The following is a 24,312-nucleotide window of genomic DNA, read 5'->3' as shown; positions in this document are numbered from 1 at the left end:
CGCGCTGCCTCAGCCCGCCGTCTCCCCGCCGTTCACGGCAGGGGACACGGCGGGCTCGCCGGTTTCCGGGGGTCTGCCGCCCGACCCGCCGCGCGGGCGCGGCAGACCGCCCAGGATCCGCGTGACGGCTCCGTCCAGGTCCAGCGCCCGGCCCCGCCGCACGGCCGCTTCGTACTCCGCGTCGCCCAGCTCCCCGCGGGCCCGCCGCTCGCACAGTTCGTGCGGCTGGTTGTAGTACCGGGAGCCGAACAGCGGCGGCCCGACCGACGGCCAGATCCGCGCCGCGACCCCCTGCAGCACCGCCGCCTCCGCGGCGTCCCCCTCGTCCAGCGTGACCAGCGCCAGCAGCTCCACCGCCAGCACCACGCCCAGCAGGTCGTGGAAGGCGTGATCGATCAGCAGGCACTCGGTCAGCAGCCGGTGCGCGCCCGCCAGGTCCCCGCGCGTCCAGGCCGCGTACGCCAGGACGTACAGCGCGTACGCCTGTGCCCACCGCTCCCCGTGGTCCGCGCACACCTCCCGCACCTCGGCGCACAGCTCCTCGGCCGCCGCCAGATCGCCGCCGAAGGCCACCGCCATCGCCAGTTCGACCTGCGCCATCAGCACGTTGCTGTTCAGCTCGCCGACCTCGCGGTAGGCCGCCAGCGACGCGCGCAACAGCGTCTCGGCGCGCGGCATGTCGTCGCCGGTCAGCGCCAGGCAGCCCAGGCGGTGCTGGGCATAGGCGGCGGCCCGCGCGTTCCCCGCGCGCTCCGCCTCCGTACGGCACTGCTCCAGCGCGAGCAGCGCACCGGCCGGGTCGCCCTGGAGCACCGCGACGTAGCCGGTCACCCACAGCGCCTTCAGCCGCGCGTCCTGATGGTCGGCCGGCATCGCCAGGGACCGCTCCAGCCAGTGCCGCCCCTCCGACAGGCGGCCGCAGCCGACCCAGAAGAACCACAGCGTCCCGGCCAGGAACTGCCCCAGATACGCCTCCTCCGGCACCTCCAGGCTGTGTTCCAGCGCCAGCCGCACATTGGGCAGTTCCACGTCGATGCGGGCGGCCACCTCGTCCTGCCGGGGCCCGAACCAGTCCAGCTCGCACCAGGTGGCCAGTCCCACGTACCAGTCGCGATGGCGGCGCCGCAGCCGCGCGGTGTCGCCCAGCGCCGCCAGCCAGTCCGCGCCGTAGGCCCGTACGGTGTCCAGCATCCGGTAGCGCACCCCCACCGGGGTCTCCTCGCGGACCACCACCGACTGCGCGACCAGCTCGGTCAGCACGTCCAGCAGCTCGTCGGCGGGCAGGTCCGGTCCCGAGCAGACGTACTCGGCCGCCTCCAGGTCGAACTGCCCGGCGAACACCGTCAGCCGCGCCCACAGCAGCCGCTCCTGCGGCGTGCACAGCTCGTGGCTCCAGCCGATCGCCGTGCGCAGCGTCCGGTGGCGGGGCAGGGCGGTCCGGTCGGTGCCGGTCAGCAGCCGGAAGCGGTCGTCCAGGCGGCGCAGCACCTGCTCCACGGAGAGGGCGCGCAGCCGGCCGGCGGCCAGCTCCAGGGCGAGCGGGATGCCGTCGAGCCGGTGGCACAGCTCGGCGACCGCCGCGCTGTTGGCCTCGTCGACGGTGAAGTCCGGGACCACACAGCCGGCCCGGTCGGCGAACAGCTCGCCCGCCGCCGCGTCGGGCAGCGGCGGCAGCGGGTAGGTCCGCTCCCCGGGCAGGCCCAGCGGGCGCCGGCCCGCTGCCAGCACCCGCACGCCGGGCGCCCGCCGCAGCAGCTGCGCGACCAGCGGCGCACAGTCGTCGACCAGCTGCTCGTAGCCGTCCAGCACCAGGAGCAGGTCGCTGTCGGCGAGGTCGTCGCAGAGCGCCTCGCGGGCCGGGCGGCCGCTGTGGTCGGCCAGCGCCAGCGACTCGGCGACGGCGTGGTCCAGCAGGTGCGGCTCCTGCACAGTGGACAGCTCGATCAGCCACACCCCGTCGCGGAACCGTTCCGTCAGGGCCCTGCCGGCCTGTGTGGCGAGCCGGGTCTTGCCGACCCCGCCCATGCCCGTGAGCGTGACCAGCCGCGTGGCCGCCACCATGTCGGTCAGCTCGGCGAGTTCGGCCTCGCGTCCGAAGAACCGGTTCAGCTCCGCGGGCAGATTGCCCGGGGCCGGCGAGCGGTGGCAGCGGTCTCGGAAAGCAGCGGGGTCCGGTCCCCGGGATCGTCGCATGGCACACGGAGCGTACTCGGAGGTGTGCAGACCGTACAATCGCGCCGCCCTGTCCCGGTACGCGGTCCGCCGTACCGCCGCAGCGCCGGAAACCCGCGGTGGCACACGGGAACACGGTGCGGAGCGGGAGCCCCGGCGCGATAAGGTCGAAGTCTGCCGATCGAGCAGGACGAGACAAGCAGAGAACCAGTCGGAAAGTGGTGTGCGCGTGTCCGGTGGAGAGGTGGCCGGGATCCTCGTGGCCGTCTTCTGGGCGATCCTCGTGTCGTTCCTCGCCCTCGTGCTGGTGAGGCTCGCGCAGACGCTCAAGGCGACCACCAAGATGGTCTCCGAGGTGTCCGAGAAGGCCGTGCCGCTGCTCGCCGACGCCTCCGCGACCGTCCGCTCCGCGCACACCCAGCTCGCCCGCGTCGACGCCATCGCCTCCGACGTCCAGGAGGTCACGGCCAACGCCTCCGCGCTCTCCTCGACCGTCTCCTCCGCCTTCGGGGGCCCGCTGGTCAAGGTCGCGGCGTTCGGCTACGGCGTCCGCCGCGCGCTCGGCAAGAAGGGCGCGCCCGAGCCCGAGCACCCCGTCGTCGTCGGCCGCACCCTGCCCGCCGCCCGCCGGGGCGGGCGCCGCACCCGTCGCTCCAAGGACTGATCACGCGATGTTCCGCCGCGCATTCTGGTTCACCACCGGCGCAGCCGCCGGAGTGTGGGCCACCAACAAGGTCCACCGCAAACTGCGCAAGCTCCAGCCCGACAGTCTCGCGGCACAGGCCGCGGACAAGGCGGTGGAGACCGGACACCGGCTGCGGCAATTTGCATTGGACGTACGCGACGGAATGGCGGACCGTGAAGAGCAGTTGCACGAAGCGCTCGGTCTGACGGAGACCGGAGCGGCGCGCGAGCTGCCGCCCGCCCGCCGGACCGCGGCGCTCGAACCGCACCACCCCACGACACGTAACACCCGGACAACCGGACCGAACCGAAACGAGGACCACTGATGGAGTCGGCTGAAATCCGCCGCCGCTGGCTGAGCTTCTTCGAGGAGCGTGGGCACAAGGTCGTGCCGTCGGCGTCGCTCATCGCGGACGACCCGACGCTGCTCCTGGTCAACGCGGGCATGGTCCCCTTCAAGCCGTACTTCCTCGGTGAGGTCGCCCCGCCCGCCCCGACGGCCACCAGCGTCCAGAAGTGCGTCCGTACGCCGGACATCGAAGAGGTCGGCAAGACCACCCGGCACGGCACGTTCTTCCAGATGTGCGGCAACTTCTCCTTCGGCCAGTACTTCAAGGAAGGCGCCATCAAGTACGCCTGGGAGCTGCTGACCGGCTCCGTGGCCGACGGCGGCTTCGGCCTGGACCCGGAGAAGCTCTGGATCACCGTCTATCTGGAGGACGACGAGGCCGAGCGCATCTGGCACGAGGTCGTCGGCGTGCCCAAGGAGCGCATCCAGCGCCTCGGCAAGAAGGAGAACTACTGGTCCATGGGCGTCCCGGGCCCCTGCGGCCCGTGCTCCGAGATCAACTACGACCGCGGCCCGGAGTTCGGCGTCGAGGGCGGCCCGGCCGTCAACGACGAGCGGTACGTGGAGATCTGGAACCTGGTCTTCATGCAGTACGAGCGCGGCGCGGGCACGGGCAAGGAGGACTTCGAGATCCTCGGCGAGCTGCCCAGCAAGAACATCGACACCGGCCTCGGTCTCGAACGCCTCGCCATGATCCTGCAGGGCGTACAGAACATGTACGAGACCGACACCCTGCGCGTGGTCATCGACAAGGCCACCGACCTGACCGGCGTCGCCTACGGAGCCGCGCACGACAGCGACGTCTCGCTGCGCGTCGTCTCCGACCACATCCGCACGTCCGTGATGCTCATCGGCGACGGCGTCACCCCCGGCAACGAGGGCCGCGGTTACGTGCTGCGCCGCATCATGCGCCGCGCCATCCGCAACATGCGCATCCTGGGCGCCACCGAGCCGGTCGTCGGCGACCTGATCGACGTGGTCATCAAGACGATGGGCCAGCAGTACCCGGAGCTGATCCAGGACCGCAAGCGCATCGAGACCGTCGCGCTCGCCGAGGAGGCCGCCTTCCTCAAGGCCCTCAAGGGCGGCACGAACATCCTCGACACCGCCGTCACGGAGACCAAGGCCGCCGGCGGCAAGGTGCTGGCCGGCGAGAAGGCCTTCCTGCTCCACGACACCTGGGGCTTCCCGATCGACCTCACCCTCGAAATGGCCGCCGAGCAGGGCCTGTCGGTGGACGAGGCCGGGTTCCGCCGCCTGATGAAGGAGCAGCGGGAGCGCGCCAAGGCCGACGCCCAGGCCAAGAAGCACGGCCACGCCGACCTGTCCGCCTACCGCCAGGTCGCCGACGCCTCCGGCGCGACCGTCTTCACCGGCTACACCAACACCCAGGGCGAGTCCGCCGTGGTCGGCCTGCTGGTCGACGGCGTCTCGGCGCCGGCCGCCCACGAGGGCGACGAGGTCGAGGTCGTCCTGGACCGCACGCCGTTCTACGCCGAGGGCGGCGGCCAGCTCGCCGACACCGGCCGCATCAGGACCGACTCCGGCGCCGTGATCGAGGTCCGCGACGTCCAGCAGCCGGTCCCGGGCGTCACCGTCCACAAGGGCTCGGTGCAGGTCGGCGAGGTCGTCGTGGGCTCGCCCGCGTACGCCACCATCGACGTCACGCGCCGCCGGGCCATCGCCCGTGCCCACAGCGCCACCCACCTGACCCACCAGGCGCTGCGCGACGCCCTCGGCCCCACGGCCGCCCAGGCCGGTTCGGAGAACTCCCCGGGCCGCTTCCGGTTCGACTTCGGCTCGCCGACCGCCGTGCCCGGCACGGTCCTCACGGACGTCGAGCAGAAGATCAACGAGGTCCTCTCGCGCGAACTGGACGTCACCGCCGAGGTGATGAGCATGGACGACGCCAAGAAGCAGGGCGCCATCGCCGAGTTCGGCGAGAAGTACGGCGAGCGCGTGCGCGTCGTGACCATCGGCGACTTCTCCAAGGAGCTGTGCGGCGGCACGCACGTCCACAACACCGCCCAGCTGGGCCTGGTGAAGCTGCTCGGCGAGTCCTCCATCGGCTCCGGCGTGCGCCGCGTGGAGGCCCTGGTCGGCGTCGACGCGTACAACTTCCTGGCCCGCGAGCACACGGTCGTCTCGCAGCTGACCGAGCTGGTCAAGGGCCGGCCCGAGGAACTGCCCGAGAAGATCTCCGGCGTGCTGGCCAAGCTCAAGGACGCCGAGAAGCAGATCGAGCAGTTCCGCGCGGAGAAGGTCCTGCAGGCCGCCGCCGGGCTCGCCGAGGGCGCCAAGAACGTGGGCGGCATCGCGCTGGCCTCCGGCCAGGTGCCCGACGGCACCTCCGCCGACGACCTGCGCAAGCTCGTCCTCGACGTGCGCGGCCGCATCCCCGGCGACCGCCCCGCCGTGGTCGCCCTGTTCTCGGTGGCCAACGGCCGCCCGCTGACCGTGATCGCCACCAACGAGGCGGCCCGCGAGCGCGGCATCAAGGCCGGTGACCTGGTCCGTACGGCCGCCAAGACCCTCGGCGGCGGTGGCGGCGGCAAGCCGGACGTCGCCCAGGGCGGCGGCCAGAACGCCGCGGCCGTGCCCGAGGCCCTCGAGGCCGTCGAGCGCCTCGTCGCCCAGGCGGGCTGAGGTACGTGAGCTCCATGCGACGTGGCAGGCGGATCGCCGTCGACGTCGGGGACGCCCGCATCGGGGTCGCCTCGTGCGACCCCGACGGGGTCCTCGCGACACCGGTGGAGACCGTGCCGGGACGCGACGTCCCGGCCGCCCACCGGCGCCTGAAGGCGATCATCGAGGAGTACGAACCGCTGGAGGTCGTCGTCGGCCTGCCCCGCTCCCTGAACGGGGGAGAGGGGCCGGCCGCGGCCAAGGTGCGGGCCTTCGCGCAGCAGATGGCGGCGAACATCGCGCCGGTGCCGGTACGGCTGGTGGACGAGCGGATGTCGACGGTCACCGCGGCCCAGGGGATGCGCGCCTCCGGTGTGAAGGCCAAGAAGGGACGTTCCGCCATCGATCAGGCGGCGGCCGTGGTCATTCTGCAGAGCGCCCTGGAAACCGAACGCACGTCCGGACAGGTCCCTGGTGAGAGCGTCGAGGCGGGCGGCTGATCGCGGTACGGTAACGTTCCGCGCGACCGGCCGCGTTCGAACAGTGGCGCGCGCAAGAAGAGGCGGTCAGTAGTACGTCAGGCGCGCTGCCGACCACGGAGCGCACCGCCTCGCGGCTCTAGGGGATCGATGACTGAGTACGGCCGGGGCTACGGCTCCGAACCCTGGCATCCCGAGGACCCTCTCTACGGAGAGTCCTACGGCGACCAGGGTGCCTACGGCGGCCAGGCTTCCTACGGGAACCAGGACCCTTACGCGGGGCAGCAGCAGCCGGGCTGGGACGCCCCCGGGCCGGAGCAGCAGCACCAGTACCAGTACGACGCGTACGGCCAGGCCGGGCAGCCCGGCGGCGTGCCGTACGACCCGTACGGCGGGCAGCAGCCCGACCCCTACGGCCGGCAGCCGGACCCCTACGGCGGCGCGGCGCCGGACTACTACGGCACGCACGACGGCTACCCGCCCCCGCACCAGCCCCAGCAGCTGAGACACGACCAGACGGCGCCGATGCCCGTCGTGCCCCCGGGCCCGCAGGGCGACGACTGGCAGCCGGCGGGGCACGACGCGCCCTGGCAGGACGAGGCGGAGTCGGCCCGGCCCGAACCGGAGCCGGAGCACGCCTTTTTCTCCGGCGGCGACGCGGACGCGGACGCCGAGGACGACGCCCCCGCACCGCGCGAGAACCGCCGGTCGGCGCGCGAGCGCCGCGACAAGGACCGGCGCCCGAAGCGGCGCGGCCGCGCGGTCGCGACGGTCGTCGTCCTCGCGGTGCTCGCCGGCGGCGGCTACCTCGCCTACGACCGCTTCGGCCCCGCGCCGGACTACGAAGGCGCGGGCACCGGCAGCGTGCAGGTGGAGATCCCGGACGGCTCGCCGGTGCTGCAGATGGGGCTGCTCCTCAAGAAGGAGGGCGTCGTCAAGAGCGCCGACGCGTTCACCGCCGCGGTCACCGAGAACGCCAAGGCCAAGGGCGGGCTCCAGCCGGGCGTCTACACGCTGCGCAAGGAAATGTCGGCGGCCTCGGCCGTGGAGCTGATGCTCAGCCCGAAGAGCCGCAACAACCTGACGATCCCCGAGGGCTCGCGCGCCGTCACGGTCTACGCGCGCATCGACAAGAAGCTCGGGCTGAAGACCGGTACGACCAAGGGCGTCGCCGCGAGCGAGGCGAAGAATCTCGGCCTGCCGTCCTGGGCGGACGACGACCCCGACATAAAGGACCCGCTGGAAGGCTTCCTGTACCCCTCGACGTACGAGGTGAACAAGAAGATGAAACCGGCGGCCGTGCTCAAGCAGATGGTCGAGCGGGCCAAGCAGAATTACGCCCGCTACGACCTGGCGGGACAGGCGAAGAAACTCGGTCTGGATTCGCCGCTGGACCTCATCACGGTCGCCAGCCTCACCCAGGCCGAGGGCACCTCGCACGACGATTTCCGCAAGATGGCCGAGGTCGTCTACAACCGCCTGGATCCGGGCAATTCCCAGACCTACGGCAAGCTCGAATTCGACTCGACGTACAACTACATCAAGAACCAGAGCGAACTCGACATTCCGATCAGCGCCATCAAGAACTACGACAACCCCTACAACACGTACTACTACAAGGGGCTGCCGCCGGGGCCGATCGGCAATCCGGGCGAGGACGCGCTGAAGGCGTCGCTCAACCCGACCGACGAGGGCTGGTACTACTTCGTCGCCATCAACGGGAAGACGTCGTTCGCCAAGACCTACGCCGAGCACGAAAAGCTCGTCGAGGAATTCAACAAGACCCGCTAGAACCAAGACCCGCTAGAACGCTGAGGACGGATCGGTGTCGGCAACCCACCACAAGGCGGCGGTCCTCGGATCGCCCATCGCCCACTCGCTCTCGCCGGTGCTGCACCGCGCCGCGTACGACGAACTGGGCCTGAACGGCCGGGAGTACGGCCGCTTCGAGATCGACGAGGCGGCCCTGCCCGGCTTCCTGGCGGGGCTGGACGACGCCGAGTGGGCGGGCCTGTCGCTCACCATGCCGCTCAAGCGCGCGGTCATCCCGCTGCTGGACGGCATCAGCGAGACCGCCGCCTCCGTCGAGGCGGTCAACACCGTGGTCTTCACCGAGGACGGCCGCCGCATCGGCGACAACACCGACATCCCCGGCATCCAGGAAGCGCTGCGCGAGCGCGGCGTGACCACCGTCGAGCACGCCGCGATCCTCGGCGCCGGCGCCACCGCCTCCTCGGCGCTGGCCGCGCTCGCCCGCGTCTGCACCGGCGAGGTGACCGTGTACGTGCGCAGCCAGGCGCGCGCCGACGAGATGCGCGGCTGGGGCGAGCGGCTGGGCGTCGCCGTGCGCACCGCCCTCTGGGACGCCGCCGCGAGCGCCTTCGCGGCGCCCCTGGTGATCGCCACCACTCCGGCCGGGACCACGGACGCGCTGGCCGGCGCGGTGCCCGAGCGCCCCGGCACGCTCTTCGACGTGCTGTACGAGCCGTGGCCCACCGCGCTCGCCGCCGCCTGGTCGGCGCGCGGCGGCGCCGTTGTCGGCGGCCTGGACCTCCTGGTCCACCAGGCGGTGCTGCAGGTCGAGCAGATGACCGGCTGCGAGCGGGCCCCGCTGGCCGCGATGCGCAAGGCGGGCGAGGCGGCGCTGGCGGCCCGCTGACCGCCGCGTACGCGGTCGTCGGCCGGGGCCCTGACACGGGGGCGGCGGTCCGCTCCCTGGACTGGCCGCCGGCCGCCGCGCCGGACGTGGGAGGATCAGGGGAAGACCGTACGCGCAGTACACGAGGAGCACCGTTGAGCAGGTTGCGCTGGCTGACGGCGGGGGAGTCGCACGGCCCCGCACTGGTGGCGACGCTGGAGGGCCTTCCGGCCGGCGTCCCCGTGACCACGGAGATGGTGGCGGACGCCCTGGCCCGTCGCCGGCTCGGTTATGGCCGCGGTGCCCGGATGAAGTTCGAGCGTGACGAGGTGACCTTCCTCGGTGGCGTGCGGCATGGCCTGTCGCTGGGTTCGCCCATCGCGATCATGGTGGGGAACACCGAGTGGCCCAAGTGGGAAAAGGTCATGGCGGCCGACCCGGTGGACGAGGCGGAGCTGGCCGAGCTGGCCCGCAACGCGCCGCTGACCCGGCCCCGGCCCGGCCATGCGGACCTCGCGGGGATGCAGAAGTACGGCTTCGATGAGGCCCGCCCGATCCTGGAGCGCGCCTCGGCGCGTGAGACCGCGGCCCGGGTGGCGCTGGGCGCGGTGGCCCGCTCCTACCTCAAGGAGACGGCCGGCATCGAGATCGTCAGCCACGTCGTCGAGCTGGCCGCGGCCAAGGCCCCGTACGGCGTGTACCCCAAGCCCTCCGATGTGGAGAAGCTGGACGCGGACCCGGTGCGCTGCCTGGACGAAGAGGCTTCCAAGGCGATGGTCGCGGAGATCGACCAGGCGCACAAGGACGGCGACACGCTCGGCGGCGTGGTGGAGGTGCTGGCATACGGCGTGCCGGTGGGCCTCGGTAGCCATGTGCACTGGGATCGCCGCCTGGACTCCCGCCTGGCGGGTGCCCTGATGGGCATCCAGGCGATCAAGGGGGTCGAGGTCGGCGACGGCTTCGACCTGGCCCGGGTGCCCGGTTCCAAGGCGCACGACGAGATCGTCGCCACCGACGACGGCATCAAGCGGACCTCCGGCCGCGCCGGTGGCACCGAGGGCGGCCTCACGACCGGCGAACTCCTGCGCGTCCGGGCCGCGATGAAGCCGATCGCCACCGTGCCGCGCGCCCTGGCCACCATCGATGTGGCCACCGGCGAAGCGGCGCAAGCCCACCACCAGCGCTCGGACGTGTGCGCGGTGCCGGCTGCCGGCATCGTGGCCGAGGCCATGGTGGCGCTGACCCTGGCCGACGCCGTGGCGGAGAAGTTCGGCGGCGACAGCGTGCCCGAGACCCGCCGGAACGTCGAGTCCTTCCTCGAGAACCTGGCGATCCGGTGAGCGGTCCGGCCGTCGTCCTCGTCGGCCCCATGGGAGTGGGGAAGACCACGACCGGAGTGGCGCTCGCCGAGCGCCTGGGCACCACCTTCCGGGACACCGACGCGGACATCGTCGCCGGTGCTGGCAAGCCGATCGCCGAGATCTTCATCGACGAGGGCGAGCCGCACTTCCGCGAGCTGGAGCGGCAGGCCGTACGCGCCGCGGTGACCGAGCACGCCGGAGTACTGGCGCTCGGCGGCGGCGCGATCCTGGACGACTCGACCCGTGAGCTGCTGGCCGGCCTGCCCGTCGTCTTCCTGGAGATGGGCGTGGCCGAGGCGGTCAAGCGGGTCGGCCTGGACGCGCCGCGCCCGCTGCTGGCCGTCAACCCCCGGCAGCGCTGGCGCGAGCTGATGGCCGAGCGCCGCCCGCTGTACATGGAGGTGTCCCGCGCCGTGGTCTCCACGGAGGGCCGTACCCCCGAGGACGTCGCCGAGGCCGTCCTCGACGCATTGGAGCTGAGGAAAGCATGACCGACGCACCCATCCGCATCCAGGTCGGCGGCTCGGCCGGTACGGACCCGTACGAGGTCCTCGTCGGCCGGCAGCTGCTCGGCGAGCTCCCGGGCCTGATCGGCAAGCAGGCCAAGCGCGTCGCCGTGCTGCACCCGGAGGCGCTGGCCGCCACCGGTGAGGCGCTCCGCGAAGACCTGGCGGGCCAGGGCTACGAGGCGATCGCCATCCAGCTGCCGAACGCCGAGGAGGCCAAGACGGCCGAGGTCGCGGCGTACTGCTGGAAGGCGCTGGGCCAGACCGGCTTCACGCGGACCGACGTCATCGTGGGCGTCGGCGGTGGCGCCACCACCGACCTGGCAGGCTTCGTGGCGGCCACCTGGCTGCGCGGGGTGCGCTGGATCGCCGTACCGACGACCGTACTGGGCATGGTCGACGCGGCCGTGGGCGGCAAGACGGGCATCAACACCGCCGAGGGCAAGAACCTCGTCGGCGCCTTCCACCCGCCGGCCGGCGTGCTGTGCGACCTCGCCTCGCTCGACTCCCTCCCGGTCCACGACTACGTCTCGGGACTGGCCGAGGTCATCAAGGCGGGCTTCATCGCCGACCCGGCCATCCTGGAGCTCATCGAGGGCGACCCGGAGGGCGCGAAGCGCCCCGACGGCCCGCACACCGCCGAGCTGATCGAGCGCGCCATCCGCGTCAAGGCCGAGGTGGTCTCCGGCGACCTCAAGGAGGCGGGCCGCCGGGAGATCCTGAATTACGGGCACACCCTGGCGCACGCCATCGAGAAGAACGAGCGGTACAACTGGCGCCACGGCGCGGCCGTTTCGGTCGGCATGGTCTTCGCCGCCGAGCTCGGCCGGATCGCCGGACGGCTGGACGACGCGACCGCCGACCGGCACCGTGCGGTACTCGGCGCGGTCGGCCTGCCGCTGACCTACCGGGGCGACCAGTGGCCCAAGCTGCTGGAGACCATGAAGGTCGACAAGAAGTCCCGCGGTGACCTGCTGCGCTTCATCGTCCTGGACGGCCTGGCCAAGCCGACCGTGATGGAGGGCCCCGACCCGGCCATGCTCCTCGCGGCGCACGCCGAGATCGCCGCCTGACACCACCAGGCACCTCCCGCCGCCCCCGGCCGATCCCACAACTACGGCCGGGGGCGGTACCTTTCGGTAAAGCCCGGGTCCGACGACCCGCCACCTCACCCCACGAGACGGAGAGCCACCGGATGCAGCACCCAGGGGGGGTTCCGCTGCCACCGCCTCATCTGCCGGGCAGCGCAGGGACCTGGACCGACCCCCAGGCCCGCTCCATACCCTCCGGGCCGCACCGGCCCCCGGCACCGGCCGCGCCGCCGCAGGGAGCGCCCACGGGCCCGCCGCCGCCTCCGCAGGGCGCCCCGACCGGCCCGCCGCCGCCTCCGCAGGGTGCGCCCGCCGGCTGGGCCGGTACGCAGCAGACGCCGCGTCCGGAGTCCACGGGCCACATCCGGCTGCCCGACGGCAATCCCGTCGCGCTGCCGACCCCGCCGCCCGGCACGGTCCCCGACGCCGCGCACACCGCCGTCGCGGTGCTGCTCATCGGCCCGGCGGGCGCGGGCAAGACCAGCGTCGCCCGGCACTGGGCCGACCTCCGCCGGGTGCCCACCGCGCACATCAGCCTGGACGACGTACGCGAATGGGTGCGGGCCGGATTCGCCGACCCCCAGCAGGGCTGGAACGACCACTCCGAGGCGCAGTACCGTCTCGCGCGCCGCACCTGCGGCTTCGCCGCGCGCAACTTCCTCGCCAACGGCATCTCCTGCATCCTCGACGACGCCGTCTTCCCCGACCGCCCGGTCGTCGGCCTCGGCGGCTGGAAGCGGCACGTGGGCCCCGGCCTGCTGCCCGTCGTGCTGCTCCCCGGCCTGGAGATCGTCCTGGAGCGGAACTCCCAGCGCAGCGGCAACCGGCGGCTGACCGACGAGGAGGTCGCCCGCATCCACGGCCGGATGGCCGGCTGGTACAGCTCGGGGCTGCCGATCATCGACAACTCCAGCCACGACGTGGCGACCACGGCCCGGATGCTCGACGAGGTCGTGGCCCGCAGCATCGCCAGCCCGCCGGCCTGGTGAGTGCCCGCGCCCGGCCGGCCGCGAAACCCCCACAGACGCGCTCAAAGGGCGCGAGGCCCCGCGCACCCGTACGCTCGGTACATGCCAGACATGTACGCAACCCGACGCGCCCGGTTGCGTGACCGCTACGCAGCGGTCGGCACCGGCGCGGGCGCGACCGACACCGCCGCGGCACTCGTTTCGAGCCCCGCCAACATCCGCTACCTCACCGGCTGCGCCCCGCGCGGCGCGGCCCTGCTGCTGCACGACGGCGGCGACACGCTGCTGTGCCCCAGCGCGCCCACCGGCGACCCGTCGGAGGGCAGACCCGCCGAGGACCTCCGGGTGAGCCTGCTGCCCGCGCACACCGGCGACCCGGCCGTCGCCGCCGCCGACCTCGCCGCCAAGTCCGGTGCCACGGCGCTCGCCGTGGAGGAGCACCACCTCACCGTGGCCCGCCACCGCGCGCTGCGCTCCGTCGCACCGGACCTGTGCCTGGAGAACCTCGGCTGCGCCGTGGAGGCGCAGCGCCTGGTCAAGGACCAGGACGAGATCGCCTGTCTGCGGATCGCGGCCGAGATCACCGATCAGGCGCTCGGCGAGCTGCTCGAATCGATCCTCGTGGGCCGCACCGAACGTCATCTCGCGCTGGAGCTGGAGCGCCGGCTCGTCGACCACGGCGCGGACGGCCCGGCCTTCCCGACCTCCGTCGCCACCGGCCCGCACTCCGGCCGCCCCGGCCATCTGCCCACCGACCGCCGGGTCGAGGAGGGCGATTTTCTCACCGTGAGCCTGGGCGCCGACTACCGCGGATACCGTTGCGAGATCGGCCGTACGTTCGTCATCGGCACCACGCCCGCCGACTGGCAGATCGAGCTGTACGACCTCGTCTTCGCAGCCCAGCGGGCCGGCCGGGAGGCGCTGGCACCCGGCGTCGAGTGCCGCGAAGTGGACCGCGCGGCCCGCCAGGTGCTGGCCTCCGGAGGTCACGAAGAGGGGCTCGGACCGTGGACCGGACACGGCGTCGGGCTCGAAATCGCCGAGGACCCTCAGCTGTCACCTGCGGCCATGGGTAAACTGGACGCTTGCGTGCCGGTCACCGTCGATCCTGGGGTACACCTCCCGGGCCGCGGCGGTGTCCGGATCGACGACACACTCGTCGTCCGCCCCGAGGCGGACGGCGGGCCAGAGCTACTCACGATCACGACCAAGGAGCTGCTCGCCCTCTGAGCCTTGACGGGCTCGGAGCGTGCGTCTTCCGGGTCCCCACCACCTGCAGTCCAGGAGATACCGCAACCGTGGCATCCACGAACGACCTCAAGAACGGCATGGTGCTCAAGCTCGACGGGGGCCAGCTGTGGTCCGTTGTCGAGTTCCAGCACGTCAAGCCCGGCAAGGGCCCGGCCTTCGTCCGCACCAAGCTGAAGAACGTGCTCTCCGGCAAGGTGGTGGACAAGACCTTCAACGCCGGCGTGAAGGTCGAGACGGCCACCGTCGACAAGCGCGGGATGCAGTTCTCGTACATGGACGGCGAGTACTTCGTCTTCATGGACATGGACACCTTCGACCAGCTGCACATCGACCGGAAGACCGTCGGTGACGCCGCGAACTACCTCATCGAGGGCTTCGAGGCGGTCGTGGCGCAGCACGAGGGCTCGGTGCTCTACGTCGAGCTGCCCGCCGCGGTCGAGCTCTCCATCAAGGAGACCGAGCCGGGCGTCCAGGGCGACCGCTCCACCGGCGGCACCAAGCCCGCCACGCTGGAGACCGACCACGTCATCCAGGTCCCGCTCTTCATCACCACGGGTGAGAAGATCAAGGTCGACACCCGCTCCGGCGAGTACCTCGGTCGGGTGAACAGCTAACCGTGGCTGCCCGTAACAAGGCCCGTAAGCGCGCCTTCCAGATCCTCTTCGAGGCCGACCAGCGCGGCGCCGACGTGCAGACCGTGCTCGCGGACTGGATGCGGCACGCCCGGACCGACACCCGGCAGCCCCCGGTCAACGAGTACACCCTCGAACTGGTCGAGGGGTACGCGGACCACGTCGAGCGCATCGACGAGCTGATCTCCACCTACGCCGTCGACTGGACTCTCGACCGGATGCCGGTCGTCGACCGCAACATCCTGCGGCTCGGCGCCTACGAGCTGATCTGGGTGGACGCGACCCCGGACGCGGTCGCGATCGACGAGGCCGTGCAGCTGGCCAAGGAGTTCTCCACCGACGATTCGCCGTCCTTCGTGAACGGCATGCTCGGCCGCCTGAAGGACCTCAAGCCGAGCCTGCGCCGGTCCTGACGGCCCCGCCGGGCCCCGCGCGCATCCACGCATCCACCGGGCCCGGAGACGGAAGACGGTTCCACCGCTTCCGCCTCCGGGCCCGGTGCCGTTTTCCGGGGCTCGGACGCGGGCTTCCTGAGCCGCCGCCCGGGGCTCCGGACCGCGCCCGCTTCCCGCTCACCGCCCGTGAGCGTGCGCCCCGAACGCGCGGGCGCGGTGCGCCCGTAGTGCTCCGCCCCGCGACGGCGTACGCCGCCTGAGGCGCCGCCAGGGCCGCCTGCGGACTGCGGGCGGTAACTGCCCGGCCGGGCCCGCGCCCGCGCCGCGCACCGGGTGCACAGACGCCTCGGGGCGGGAGCCGTGTCGGCTCCCGCCCCGAGGCGTTTCGTTTCTGCTGTGGGCCCGCCGGGCTCAGAGGTCCTCGTGCTGGACCGCGCGGCGCGCGTCGGCGTCCAGGACGCCCCAGCTGATCAGCTGCTCGGTGAGGACCGAGGGGGACTGGTCGTAGATGACCGCGAGCGTGCGCAGGTCGTCCTGGCGGATCGAGAGGACCTTGCCGTTGTAGTCGCCGCGCTGGCTCTGGATCGTCGCGGCATACCGCTGCAGCGGGCCGGCCTTCTCCTGCGGGACGTGGGCGAGCCGCTCCAGGTCCAGCACCAGCTTCGGCGGCGGCTCGGCGGCGCCGCCCGGGGTCGTGCCCGGAAGGAGCTCCTGGACCGGCACGCCGTAGAAGTCGGCCAGCTCGGCGAGGCGCTGCACGGTCACGGCACGGTCGCCGCGCTCGTACGAACCCACCACCACGGCCTTCCAGCGGCCCTGGGACTTCTCCTCGACACCGTGGAGGGAGAGGCCCTGCTGGGTGCGGATGGCGCGGAGCTTGGCCCCGAGCTGTTTAGCGTATTCGCTGGACATAAAGCTCCCCAGACAACTGTGTCGATATGCGGCTCCGCCGCGGACTGGTAACTCACTGTGAGGTTACGCAGCGTAATTTGGCTTCGTCAAGCCGAATGAGGCATACCGCTGACCGGCAGGGGTGCTTACGGCCGATGCGGGGGCTCCTGGTACCGTGAATGCGGTAAATCCGACGTCCTTTAAGGTCCGTCCCGTGAGGCGGAGAAGGAGGTCCGTTTCGTATGGACGCAACACCCGCGACTCCGGCGCGCCCCGTTCTGGAAGGCCCGGACATCGCGCGCATGCTGACCCGCATCGCCCACGAGATCGTGGAGCGCGCCAAGGGCGCCGAGGACGTGGTCCTGCTCGGCATCCCCACCCGCGGCGTCTTCCTCGCCCGGCGGCTCGCCGCCAAGCTCGAAGAGATCACCGGCCGCGCGGTCCCCGTCGGCTCGCTCGACATCACGATGTACCGCGACGACCTGCGCCTGGGACCGGCCCGCACGCTCGCGCGCACCGACATCCCCGGTGACGGCATCGAAGGCCGCGTGGTCCTCCTCGTCGACGACGTGCTCTTCTCCGGCCGCACGATCCGCGCCGCGCTGGACGCGCTGAACGACATCGGCCGGCCGCGCGCCGTACAGCTCGCGGTCCTCGTCGACCGGGGCCACCGCGAACTGCCGATCCGCGCCGACTACGTCGGCAAGAACCTCCCCACGTCGCTGCGGGAGACGGTCAAGGTCCAGCTCGCCGAGGAGGACGGCCGGGACGCCGTGCTGCTCGGCGTGAAGACCGACAGGCCGGCTCCGACCGCCCGGGCCGCCGAGCGCTAGGCCCTCCCGTACGCCCCGGGTGTGCCCGGGTGCGTACCCATGCCCGCTCGACGGACATTCCCGTACACCTGCCTCACTCACGGAGAAACCGGATGAAGCGTCACCTCATCTCGGCCGCCGATCTCTCACGCGACGACGCCGTCCTGATCCTCGACACCGCCGAGGAGATGGCCCGGGTCGCCGACCGGCCGATCAAGAAGCTCCCCACCCTGCGGGGGCGCACCGTCGTCAACCTCTTCTTCGAGGACTCCACCCGCACCCGCATCTCCTTCGAGGCCGCCGCCAAGCGGCTCTCCGCCGACGTCATCAACTTCTCCGCCAAGGGCTCGTCCGTCTCCAAGGGCGAGTCGCTGAAGGACACTGCGCTGACCCTGGAGGCGATGGGCGCCGACGCCGTCGTCATACGGCACCACGACTCCGGCGCGCCGCACCGCCTGGCCACCTCCGGCTGGATCGGCGGCTCGGTGATCAACGCAGGCGACGGCACCCACGAGCACCCCACCCAGGCCCTCCTGGACGCCTTCACGATGCGCCGCCGGCTGGCCGGCGGCGAGGGCGACCTGAACGGCCGCCGCATCACGATCGTCGGCGACATCCTGCACAGCCGCGTCGCCCGCTCCAACGTCCATCTGCTGACGACGCTGGGCGCCGAGGTCACGCTCGTCGCGCCGCCCACGCTCGTCCCGGTGGGCGTCGAGCGCTGGCCCTGCGAGGTCTCGTACGACCTGGACGCCGTGCTCGCCAAGTCCGACGCGGTCATGATGCTGCGCGTCCAGCGGGAGCGGATGAACGCCGCCTTCTTCCCGACCGAGCGCGAGTACGCCCGCCGGTACGGCCTGGACGGCGACCGGATGGCCCGGATGCCCGAGCACGCCGTCGTCATGCACCCGGGTCCGATGAACCGCGGCATGGAGATCACCGCCGAGGTCGCCGACTCGCCGCGCTGCACCGCCGTGGAACAGGTCACCAACGGTGTCAGCATCCGTATGGCGGTCATGTACCTGCTTCTGGGCGGCAATGAGCCGGCCCTCTCGACCAGCCCCACCAGCACCACCGGCACTCGCACCGAGGAGAACAACTGATCATGGGCAAGACTCTTATCCGCGGTGCGAAGATCCTCGGTGGCGAGCCCCAGGACGTCCTGATCGACGGCGAGACCATCGCCGAGGTCGGCCAGAACCTGCAGGCCGAGGGCGCCGAGGTGATCGAGGCGGCCGGCCGGATCCTGCTGCCGGGCCTGGTCGACCTCCACACCCACCTGCGCGAGCCGGGCCGCGAGGACTCCGAGACGGTCCTGACCGGTACGAAGGCCGCCGCGGTCGGCGGGTACACCTCCGTGCACGCCATGGCGAACACCTTCCCGGTCGCCGACACCGCCGGCGTCGTCGAGCAGGTCTGGCGGCTCGGCAAGGAGTCCGGCTACTGCGACGTGCAGCCCGTCGGCGCCGTCACGGTCGGCCTGGAGGGCAAGAAGCTCGCCGAGCTGGGCGCCATGCACGACTCCGCGGCCAACGTCCGGGTCTTCTCCGACGACGGCAAGTGCGTCGACGACGCGGTGATCATGCGCCGCGCCCTGGAGTACGTGAAGGCGTTCGACGGCGTCGTCGCCCAGCACGCCCAGGAGCCGCGGCTGACCGAGGGCGCCCAGATGAACGAGGGCATCGTCTCCGCCGAGCTGGGCCTGGGCGGCTGGCCGGCCGTCGCCGAGGAGTCGATCATCGCCCGCGACGTGCTGCTCGCCGACCACGTCGGCTCCCGCGTGCACATCTGCCACCTCTCCACCGCCGGCTCCGTCGAGATCGTCCGCTGGGCCAAGTCCCGCGGCATCGACGTCACCGCCGAGGTCACCCCGCACCACCTCCTCCTCACCGACGAGCTGGTGCGCACGTACAACCCCGTCTACAAGGTCAACCCGCCGCTGCGCACCGAGCGCGACGTCATGGCGCTCCGCGAGGCGCTGGCCGACGGCACCATCGACTGCGTGGCCACCGACCACGCCCCGCACCCGCACGAGGACAAGGACTGCGAGTGGGGCGCGGCGGCCATGGGCATGGTCGGCCTGGAGACCGCCCTGTCCGTGATCCAGCACACGATGGTCGACACCGGCCTGCTGGACTGGGCGCAGGTCGCCGACCGGATGTCGTTCCGGCCCGCGGGCATCGGCCGCCTCGAAGGCCAGGGCCGCCCCGTCTCGGCCGGTGAGCCCGCCAACCTCACCCTGGTCGATTCCGCTTACCGTGGAGCTGTGGACCCCGCAGGGTTCGCCTCCCGCAGCCGGAACACCCCGTACGAGGGCCGTGAGCTGCCGGGCCGCGTGACCCACACCTTCCTGCGGGGCCGGGCAACGGTCGTGGACGGGAAGCTGGCGTGACACCTCATTTGACCTTGATCTCCCTGGCCGCCGGGCCGCAGTCCGCGGAGGTCACGAACTGGCCCGCGCGGATCGGCTGGGTCGTCGGCCTGCTGCTCTTCATCGCGCTGCTGTACTGGCTGATGCGCGAGGGCTGGAAGTGGCGCGGCACGCTCCAGGGCGACCTGCCCGAGCTCCCCGTCACCCCGGACGAGCCCGGCGAGCCGCGGCTGACGATGAGCGGCCGGTACCACGGCTCCACCACCGCGGGGCAGTGGCTCGACCGGATCGTGGCGCGCGGGCTCGGCACCCGCAGCCGCGCCGAGGTCACCCTCACGGAGCAGGGCGTGGACGTCGTACGTCCCGGGGCGCAGGACTTCTTCGTCCCCGCCGCCGACCTGCTCGGCGCCCGCCTGGACAAGGGCATCGCCGGCAAGGTGCTGCCCGAGGGCGGCCTGCTGGTGATCACCTGGCGGCTGGGCGAGAAGGAGATCGACTCCGGTTTCCGCTCCGACCGGGCCACCGAGCACCCCGCGTGGGTGACCGCACTCAACGAGACCATCCAGCGCAACGAGGCGCTGACCAGCACGACCACCGAAACGGAAGGCGCACGATGACGACCTCCACCAGGGGAACCGCGAAGGTTCCCGCCGTACTCGTCCTGGAGGACGGCCGCAGCTTCCGCGGCCGCGCCTACGGGGCCGTGGGGGAGACGTTCGGCGAGGCGGTGTTCTCCACCGGCATGACCGGATACCAGGAGACCCTGACCGACCCCTCTTACCACCGCCAGGTGGTCGTCATGACCGCCCCGCACATCGGCAACACCGGCGTCAACGACGAGGACCCCGAGTCCCGGAAGATCTGGGTCTCCGGCTACGTCGTCCGCGACCCCGCCCGGACGCCCTCCAACTGGCGCTCCGTCCGCACCCTGGACGACGAGCTGCGCGCCCAGGGCGTCGTCGGCATCAGCGGCGTCGACACCCGCGCGCTCACCCGCCACCTGCGCGAGCGCGGCGCCATGCGCGTCGGCATCTTCTCCGGCGACGCGCTGCCCGACGAGGGCACGCTGCTGGCCAAGGTGCGCCAGGCCCCCGAGATGAAGGGCGCGAACCTCTCCGCCGAGGTCGCCACCGAAGAGGCGTACGTCGTCCCGGCGATCGGCACGAAGAAGTTCACCGTCGCCGCCATCGACCTCGGCATCAAGGGCATGACCCCGCACCGCATGGCCGAGCGCGGCATCGAGGTGCACGTGCTGCCCGCCACCGCCACCGTCGAGGACATCTACGCGGTGCAGCCGGACGGCGTGTTCTTCTCCAACGGCCCGGGCGACCCGGCCACCGCCGAGCACCCGGTCGCGCTGATGCAGGCCGTACTGGAGCGGGGCACCCCGCTGTTCGGCATCTGCTTCGGCAACCAGATCCTGGGCCGCGCGCTCGGCTTCGGCACCTTCAAGCTGAAGTACGGCCACCGCGGCATCAACCAGCCGGTGCAGGACCGCGTCACCGGCAAGGTCGAGGTCACCGCGCACAACCACGGCTTCGCCGTCGACGCGCCGCTCGACAAGGTCTCCGAGACCCCCTACGGCCGCGCCGAGGTCTCCCACGTCTGCCTGAACGACAACGTGGTGGAGGGCCTCCAGCTGCTCGACCGGCCGGCCTTCAGCGTCCAGTACCACCCCGAAGCGGCGGCCGGTCCCCACGACGCCGCCTACCTGTTCGACCGCTTCGTTAGCCTGATGGAGGGCCAGCGTGCCTAAGCGCACCGATATCCAGTCCGTCCTGGTCATCGGCTCCGGCCCGATCGTCATCGGCCAGGCCGCCGAGTTCGACTACTCCGGCACCCAGGCGTGCCGGGTCCTCAAGTCCGAGGGCCTGCGCGTCATCCTGGTGAACTCCAACCCGGCGACGATCATGACCGACCCGGAGATCGCCGACGCCACGTACGTCGAGCCGATCACCCCCGAGTTCGTCGAGAAGATCATCGCCAAGGAGCGCCCCGACGCGCTGCTGCCCACGCTCGGCGGCCAGACCGCGCTCAACACCGCCATCTCCATGCACGAGCAGGGGGTGCTCGACAAGTACGGCGTCGAGCTGATCGGCGCCAACGTCGAGGCGATCAACAAGGGCGAGGACCGCGACCTCTTCAAGGAGGTCGTGGAGGAGGTCCGCAAGAAGATCGGCCACGGCGAGTCCGCGCGCTCGTACATCTGCCACTCCATGGACGACGTCCTCAAGGGCGTCGAGGAGCTCGGCGGCTACCCGGTCGTCGTCCGCCCCTCCTTCACCATGGGCGGCGCCGGCTCCGGCTTCGCGCACGACGAGGAGGAGCTGCGCCGCATCGCCGGCCAGGGCCTCACGCTCTCCCCGACCACCGAGGTGCTCCTGGAGGAGTCCATCCTCGGCTGGAAGGAGTACGAGCTGGAGCTGATGCGCGACAAGAACGACAACGTCGTGGTCGTCTGCTCCATCGAGAACTTCGACCCGATGGGCGTGCACACCGGCGACTCGATCACCGTCGCGCCCGCGATGACGCTGACCGACCGCGAGTACCAGGTCCTGCGGGACGTCGGCATCGCGATCATCCGTGAGGTCGGCGTCGACACCGGCGGCTGCAACATCCAGTTCGCGGTCAACCCCGAGGACGGCCGGGTCATCGTCATCGAGATGAACCCGCGCGTCTCCCGGTCCTCCGCGCTCGCCTCGAAGGCCACCGGCTTCCCGATCGCCAAGATCGCGGCCCGGCTCGCCGTCGGCTACACGCTGGACGAGATCCCGAACGACATCACCGAGAAGACCCCGGCGTCCTTCGAGCCCACGCTCGACTACGTCGTGGTCAAGGTGCCGCGCTTCGCCTTCGAGAAGTTCCCGGCCGCCGACGCCACGCTGACCACGACCATGAAGTCGGTCGGCGAGGCCATGGCCATCGGCCGCAACTTCACCGAGGCGCTGAACAAGGCGCTGCGCTCGATCGAGAAGAAGGGCAGCCAGTTCGCCTTCGCCGGCGAGCCCGGTGACAAGGCCGAGCTGCTGGTCAAGGCGCAGGTCCCGACCGACGGCCGGATCAACACCGTCATGCAGGCCATCCGCGCCGGGGCCACCCCGCAGGAGGTCTTCGACGCCACCAAGATCGACCCGTGGTTCGTCGACCAGCTCTTCCTGATCAAGGAGATCGCCGACGAGATCGCGGCCGCCGACAAGCTCGGCCCCGAGATCCTCGCCGAGGCCAAGCGGCACGGCTTCTCCGACCACCAGATCGCCGAGATCCGCGAGCTGCGCGAGGACGTCGTCCGCGAGGTCCGGCACGCGCTCGGGGTGCGCCCGGTCTACAAGACGGTCGACACCTGCGCCGCCGAGTTCGCCGCGAAGACGCCGTACTTCTACTCCTCCTACGACGAGGAGACCGAGGTCGCGCCCCGCGAGAAGCCCGCGGTGATCATCCTGGGCTCCGGCCCGAACCGCATCGGCCAGGGCATCGAGTTCGACTACTCCTGCGTCCACGCCTCCTTCGCGCTCAGCGACGCGGGCTACGAGACCGTGATGGTCAACTGCAACCCGGAGACCGTCTCCACGGACTACGACACCTCCGACCGCCTGTACTTCGAGCCGCTCACGCTCGAGGACGTGCTGGAGATCGTGCACGCCGAGCAGGCCGCGGGCCCGGTCGCGGGCGTCATCGTGCAGCTCGGCGGCCAGACCCCGCTGGGCCTCGCGCAGGCCCTGAAGGACAACGGCGTGCCGATCGTCGGCACCTCGCCCGAGGCCATCGACCTCGCCGAGGAGCGCGGCGCCTTCGGCCGTGTGCTCACCGAGGCCGGCCTGCCGGCCCCGAAGTACGGCACCGCCTTCTCGTACGAGGACGCCAAGAAGATCGCCACCGAGATCGGCTATCCGGTCATGGTGCGCCCGTCCTACGTGCTCGGCGGCCGTGGCATGGAGATCGTCTACGACGAGCCCTCCCTCGGCGAGTACCTGGAGCGGCACGCGGGCCTGATCGACAAGCACCCGGTGCTGATCGACCGCTTCCTCGACGACGCCATCGAGATCGACGTCGACGCGCTCTACGACGGCACCGAGCTCTACCTCGGCGGCGTCATGGAGCACATCGAGGAGGCCGGCATCCACTCCGGCGACTCCGCCTGCGCGCTGCCCCCGATCACCCTCGGCGGCTTCGACATCAAGCGGCTGCGCGCCTCCACGGAGGCCATCGCCAAGGGCGTCGGCGTCCGCGGCCTGATCAACATCCAGTTCGCGATGGCCGGCGACATCCTGTACGTCCTGGAGGCCAACCCGCGTGCCTCCCGTACGGTGCCCTTCACCTCGAAGGCCACCGCGGTACCGCTCGCCAAGGCCGCGGCCCGCATCTCGCTGGGCGCGACCGTCGCCGAGCTGCGCGCGGAGGGCATGCTCCCGAAGACCGGCGACGGCGGCACGCTCCCGATGGACGCGCCGATCTCCGTCAAGGAGGCCGTGATGCCCTGGTCGCGCTTCCGCGACATGCAGGGCCGCGGCGTGGACACCGTCCTCGGCCCGGAGATGCGCTCCACCGGCGAGGTCATGGGCATCGACTCGGTCTTCGGCACGGCGTACGCCAAGTCGCAGGCCGGCGCGTACGGCGCGCTGCCCACGAAGGGCCGCGCGTTCGTCTCCGTCGCCAACCGCGACAAGCGCGCGATGATCTTCCCGGCCCGCGAGCTGGTCCAGCACGGCTTCGAGCTGCTGGCCACCTCCGGCACCGCCGAGGTGCTGCGCCGCAACGGCATCAACGCCACGGTCGTGCGCAAGCAGTCCGAGGGCGAGGGCCCGAACGGCGAGAAGACCATCGTCCAGCTCATCCACGACGGCCAGGTCGACCTGATCGTCAACACCCCGTACGGCACCGGCGGCCGCCTGGACGGCTACGACATCCGTACGGCGGCGGTGGCCCGCTCCGTGCCCTGCCTGACCACGGTTCAGGCCCTCGCGGCCGCCGTCCAGGGCATCGAGGCGGTGTCCCGCGGTGAGGTGGGCGTCCGCTCCCTCCAGGAGCACGCGGAGCACCTGACCGCGGCCCGCGACTAAGCAGCCAGCCGATCGAGGGGGACACCGACC

21 protein-coding genes are annotated in these 24,312 nt (G+C 71.7%); 19 read left to right on the top strand and 2 right to left on the bottom strand.

From position 1 onward, the window contains the following. Positions 1-9 precede the first annotated feature (9 nt). Positions 10-2,193, bottom strand: a complete 2,184-nt coding sequence (locus ACZ4MH_RS11955; protein WP_351592862.1) for an ATP-binding protein — start codon at positions 2,191-2,193, stop codon at positions 10-12. A gap of 208 nt (positions 2,194-2,401) precedes the next feature. On the opposite strand from ACZ4MH_RS11955, the gene ACZ4MH_RS11950 reads away from it, so the two are divergent. The 13 genes from ACZ4MH_RS11950 (at position 2,402) to nusB (ending at position 15,169) form a co-directional block, all read left to right on the top strand. Next, positions 2,402-2,836, top strand: a complete 435-nt coding sequence (locus ACZ4MH_RS11950; RefSeq protein WP_351592865.1) for a DUF948 domain-containing protein — start codon at positions 2,402-2,404, stop codon at positions 2,834-2,836. A 7-nt stretch (positions 2,837-2,843) separates the two neighbouring features. Beyond that, entirely contained in the window at positions 2,844-3,182 is a 339-nt protein-coding gene (locus ACZ4MH_RS11945) for a DUF6167 family protein (RefSeq protein WP_351592868.1), read from the top strand. Continuing rightward, complete coding sequence (alaS, locus tag ACZ4MH_RS11940; protein ID WP_351592871.1) at positions 3,182-5,851, top strand: alanine--tRNA ligase; 2,670 nt, start codon at positions 3,182-3,184, stop codon at positions 5,849-5,851. Before ACZ4MH_RS11945 ends, alaS begins: the two co-directional genes overlap by 1 nt. Positions 5,852-5,865: 14 nt before the next feature. Continuing rightward, a complete protein-coding gene (gene ruvX, locus ACZ4MH_RS11935) occupies positions 5,866-6,330 on the top strand; it encodes a Holliday junction resolvase RuvX (RefSeq protein ID WP_351592874.1) in 465 nt (154 codons plus the stop codon). Positions 6,331-6,459: 129 nt separating this feature from the next. Beyond that, positions 6,460-8,100 (top strand): endolytic transglycosylase MltG, encoded by a 1,641-nt coding sequence (gene mltG, locus ACZ4MH_RS11930; RefSeq protein WP_467754481.1) that lies wholly within the window; start codon positions 6,460-6,462, stop codon positions 8,098-8,100. 34 nt (positions 8,101-8,134) lie between these two features. Beyond that, complete coding sequence (locus tag ACZ4MH_RS11925) at positions 8,135-8,968, top strand: shikimate dehydrogenase (RefSeq protein WP_351592513.1); 834 nt, start codon at positions 8,135-8,137, stop codon at positions 8,966-8,968. A gap of 134 nt (positions 8,969-9,102) precedes the next feature. Next, positions 9,103-10,287, top strand: coding sequence for a chorismate synthase (gene aroC / locus ACZ4MH_RS11920; protein ID WP_351592516.1), 1,185 nt, complete (start codon positions 9,103-9,105; stop codon positions 10,285-10,287). Next, entirely contained in the window at positions 10,284-10,799 is a 516-nt protein-coding gene (locus tag ACZ4MH_RS11915) for a shikimate kinase (protein WP_351592519.1), read from the top strand. Before aroC ends, ACZ4MH_RS11915 begins: the two co-directional genes overlap by 4 nt. Further along, positions 10,796-11,887, top strand: coding sequence for a 3-dehydroquinate synthase (gene aroB, locus ACZ4MH_RS11910; protein WP_351592522.1), 1,092 nt, complete (start codon positions 10,796-10,798; stop codon positions 11,885-11,887). The genes ACZ4MH_RS11915 and aroB overlap by 4 nt, the downstream gene beginning before the upstream one ends. 122 nt (positions 11,888-12,009) lie before the next feature. Beyond that, on the top strand, positions 12,010-12,894 hold the full coding sequence (locus ACZ4MH_RS11905) for an AAA family ATPase (protein WP_351592525.1): 885 nt from the start codon (positions 12,010-12,012) through the stop codon (positions 12,892-12,894). 90 nt (positions 12,895-12,984) lie between these two features. Then, on the top strand, positions 12,985-14,103 hold the full coding sequence (locus ACZ4MH_RS11900) for a M24 family metallopeptidase (RefSeq protein WP_467754498.1): 1,119 nt from the start codon (positions 12,985-12,987) through the stop codon (positions 14,101-14,103). A 68-nt stretch (positions 14,104-14,171) separates the two neighbouring features. Next, the gene (gene efp, locus ACZ4MH_RS11895) at positions 14,172-14,738 is read left to right on the top strand and encodes an elongation factor P (protein WP_351592531.1); all 567 of its coding nucleotides are present in this window, start codon (positions 14,172-14,174) and stop codon (positions 14,736-14,738) included. A gap of 2 nt (positions 14,739-14,740) precedes the next feature. Then, positions 14,741-15,169 (top strand): transcription antitermination factor NusB, encoded by a 429-nt coding sequence (nusB, locus tag ACZ4MH_RS11890; RefSeq protein WP_351592534.1) that lies wholly within the window; start codon positions 14,741-14,743, stop codon positions 15,167-15,169. Between the two features lie 393 nt (positions 15,170-15,562). On the opposite strand, the gene bldD is transcribed toward nusB, so the two are convergent. Beyond that, complete coding sequence (gene bldD / locus ACZ4MH_RS11885) at positions 15,563-16,063, bottom strand: transcriptional regulator BldD (protein ID WP_030251597.1); 501 nt, start codon at positions 16,061-16,063, stop codon at positions 15,563-15,565. Between the two features lie 221 nt (positions 16,064-16,284). Here bldD and pyrR point away from each other — a divergent pair, with 221 nt between their 5' ends. The 6 genes from pyrR to carB all read left to right on the top strand — a co-directional run bounded on the left by pyrR (position 16,285) and on the right by carB (position 24,282). After that, entirely contained in the window at positions 16,285-16,875 is a 591-nt protein-coding gene (gene pyrR, locus ACZ4MH_RS11880; RefSeq protein WP_351592538.1) for a bifunctional pyr operon transcriptional regulator/uracil phosphoribosyltransferase PyrR, read from the top strand. Between the two features lie 92 nt (positions 16,876-16,967). Continuing rightward, complete coding sequence (locus ACZ4MH_RS11875; RefSeq protein WP_351592541.1) at positions 16,968-17,957, top strand: aspartate carbamoyltransferase catalytic subunit; 990 nt, start codon at positions 16,968-16,970, stop codon at positions 17,955-17,957. A 2-nt stretch (positions 17,958-17,959) separates the two neighbouring features. Beyond that, positions 17,960-19,246, top strand: a complete 1,287-nt coding sequence (locus ACZ4MH_RS11870) for a dihydroorotase (RefSeq protein WP_351592544.1) — start codon at positions 17,960-17,962, stop codon at positions 19,244-19,246. Further along, positions 19,243-19,842, top strand: coding sequence for a PH-like domain-containing protein (locus ACZ4MH_RS11865; RefSeq protein WP_351592547.1), 600 nt, complete (start codon positions 19,243-19,245; stop codon positions 19,840-19,842). Before ACZ4MH_RS11870 ends, ACZ4MH_RS11865 begins: the two co-directional genes overlap by 4 nt. After that, a complete protein-coding gene (gene carA / locus ACZ4MH_RS11860) occupies positions 19,839-20,981 on the top strand; it encodes a glutamine-hydrolyzing carbamoyl-phosphate synthase small subunit (RefSeq protein ID WP_351592550.1) in 1,143 nt (380 codons plus the stop codon). The genes ACZ4MH_RS11865 and carA overlap by 4 nt, the downstream gene beginning before the upstream one ends. Beyond that, positions 20,974-24,282 (top strand): carbamoyl-phosphate synthase large subunit, encoded by a 3,309-nt coding sequence (carB, locus tag ACZ4MH_RS11855; RefSeq protein WP_351592552.1) that lies wholly within the window; start codon positions 20,974-20,976, stop codon positions 24,280-24,282. Before carA ends, carB begins: the two co-directional genes overlap by 8 nt. Positions 24,283-24,312 lie beyond the last annotated feature (30 nt).

It is taken from the genome of Streptomyces sp. NPDC026301 (assembly GCF_055567935.1).
This window is presented reverse-complemented; position numbering and strand designations above follow the sequence as displayed.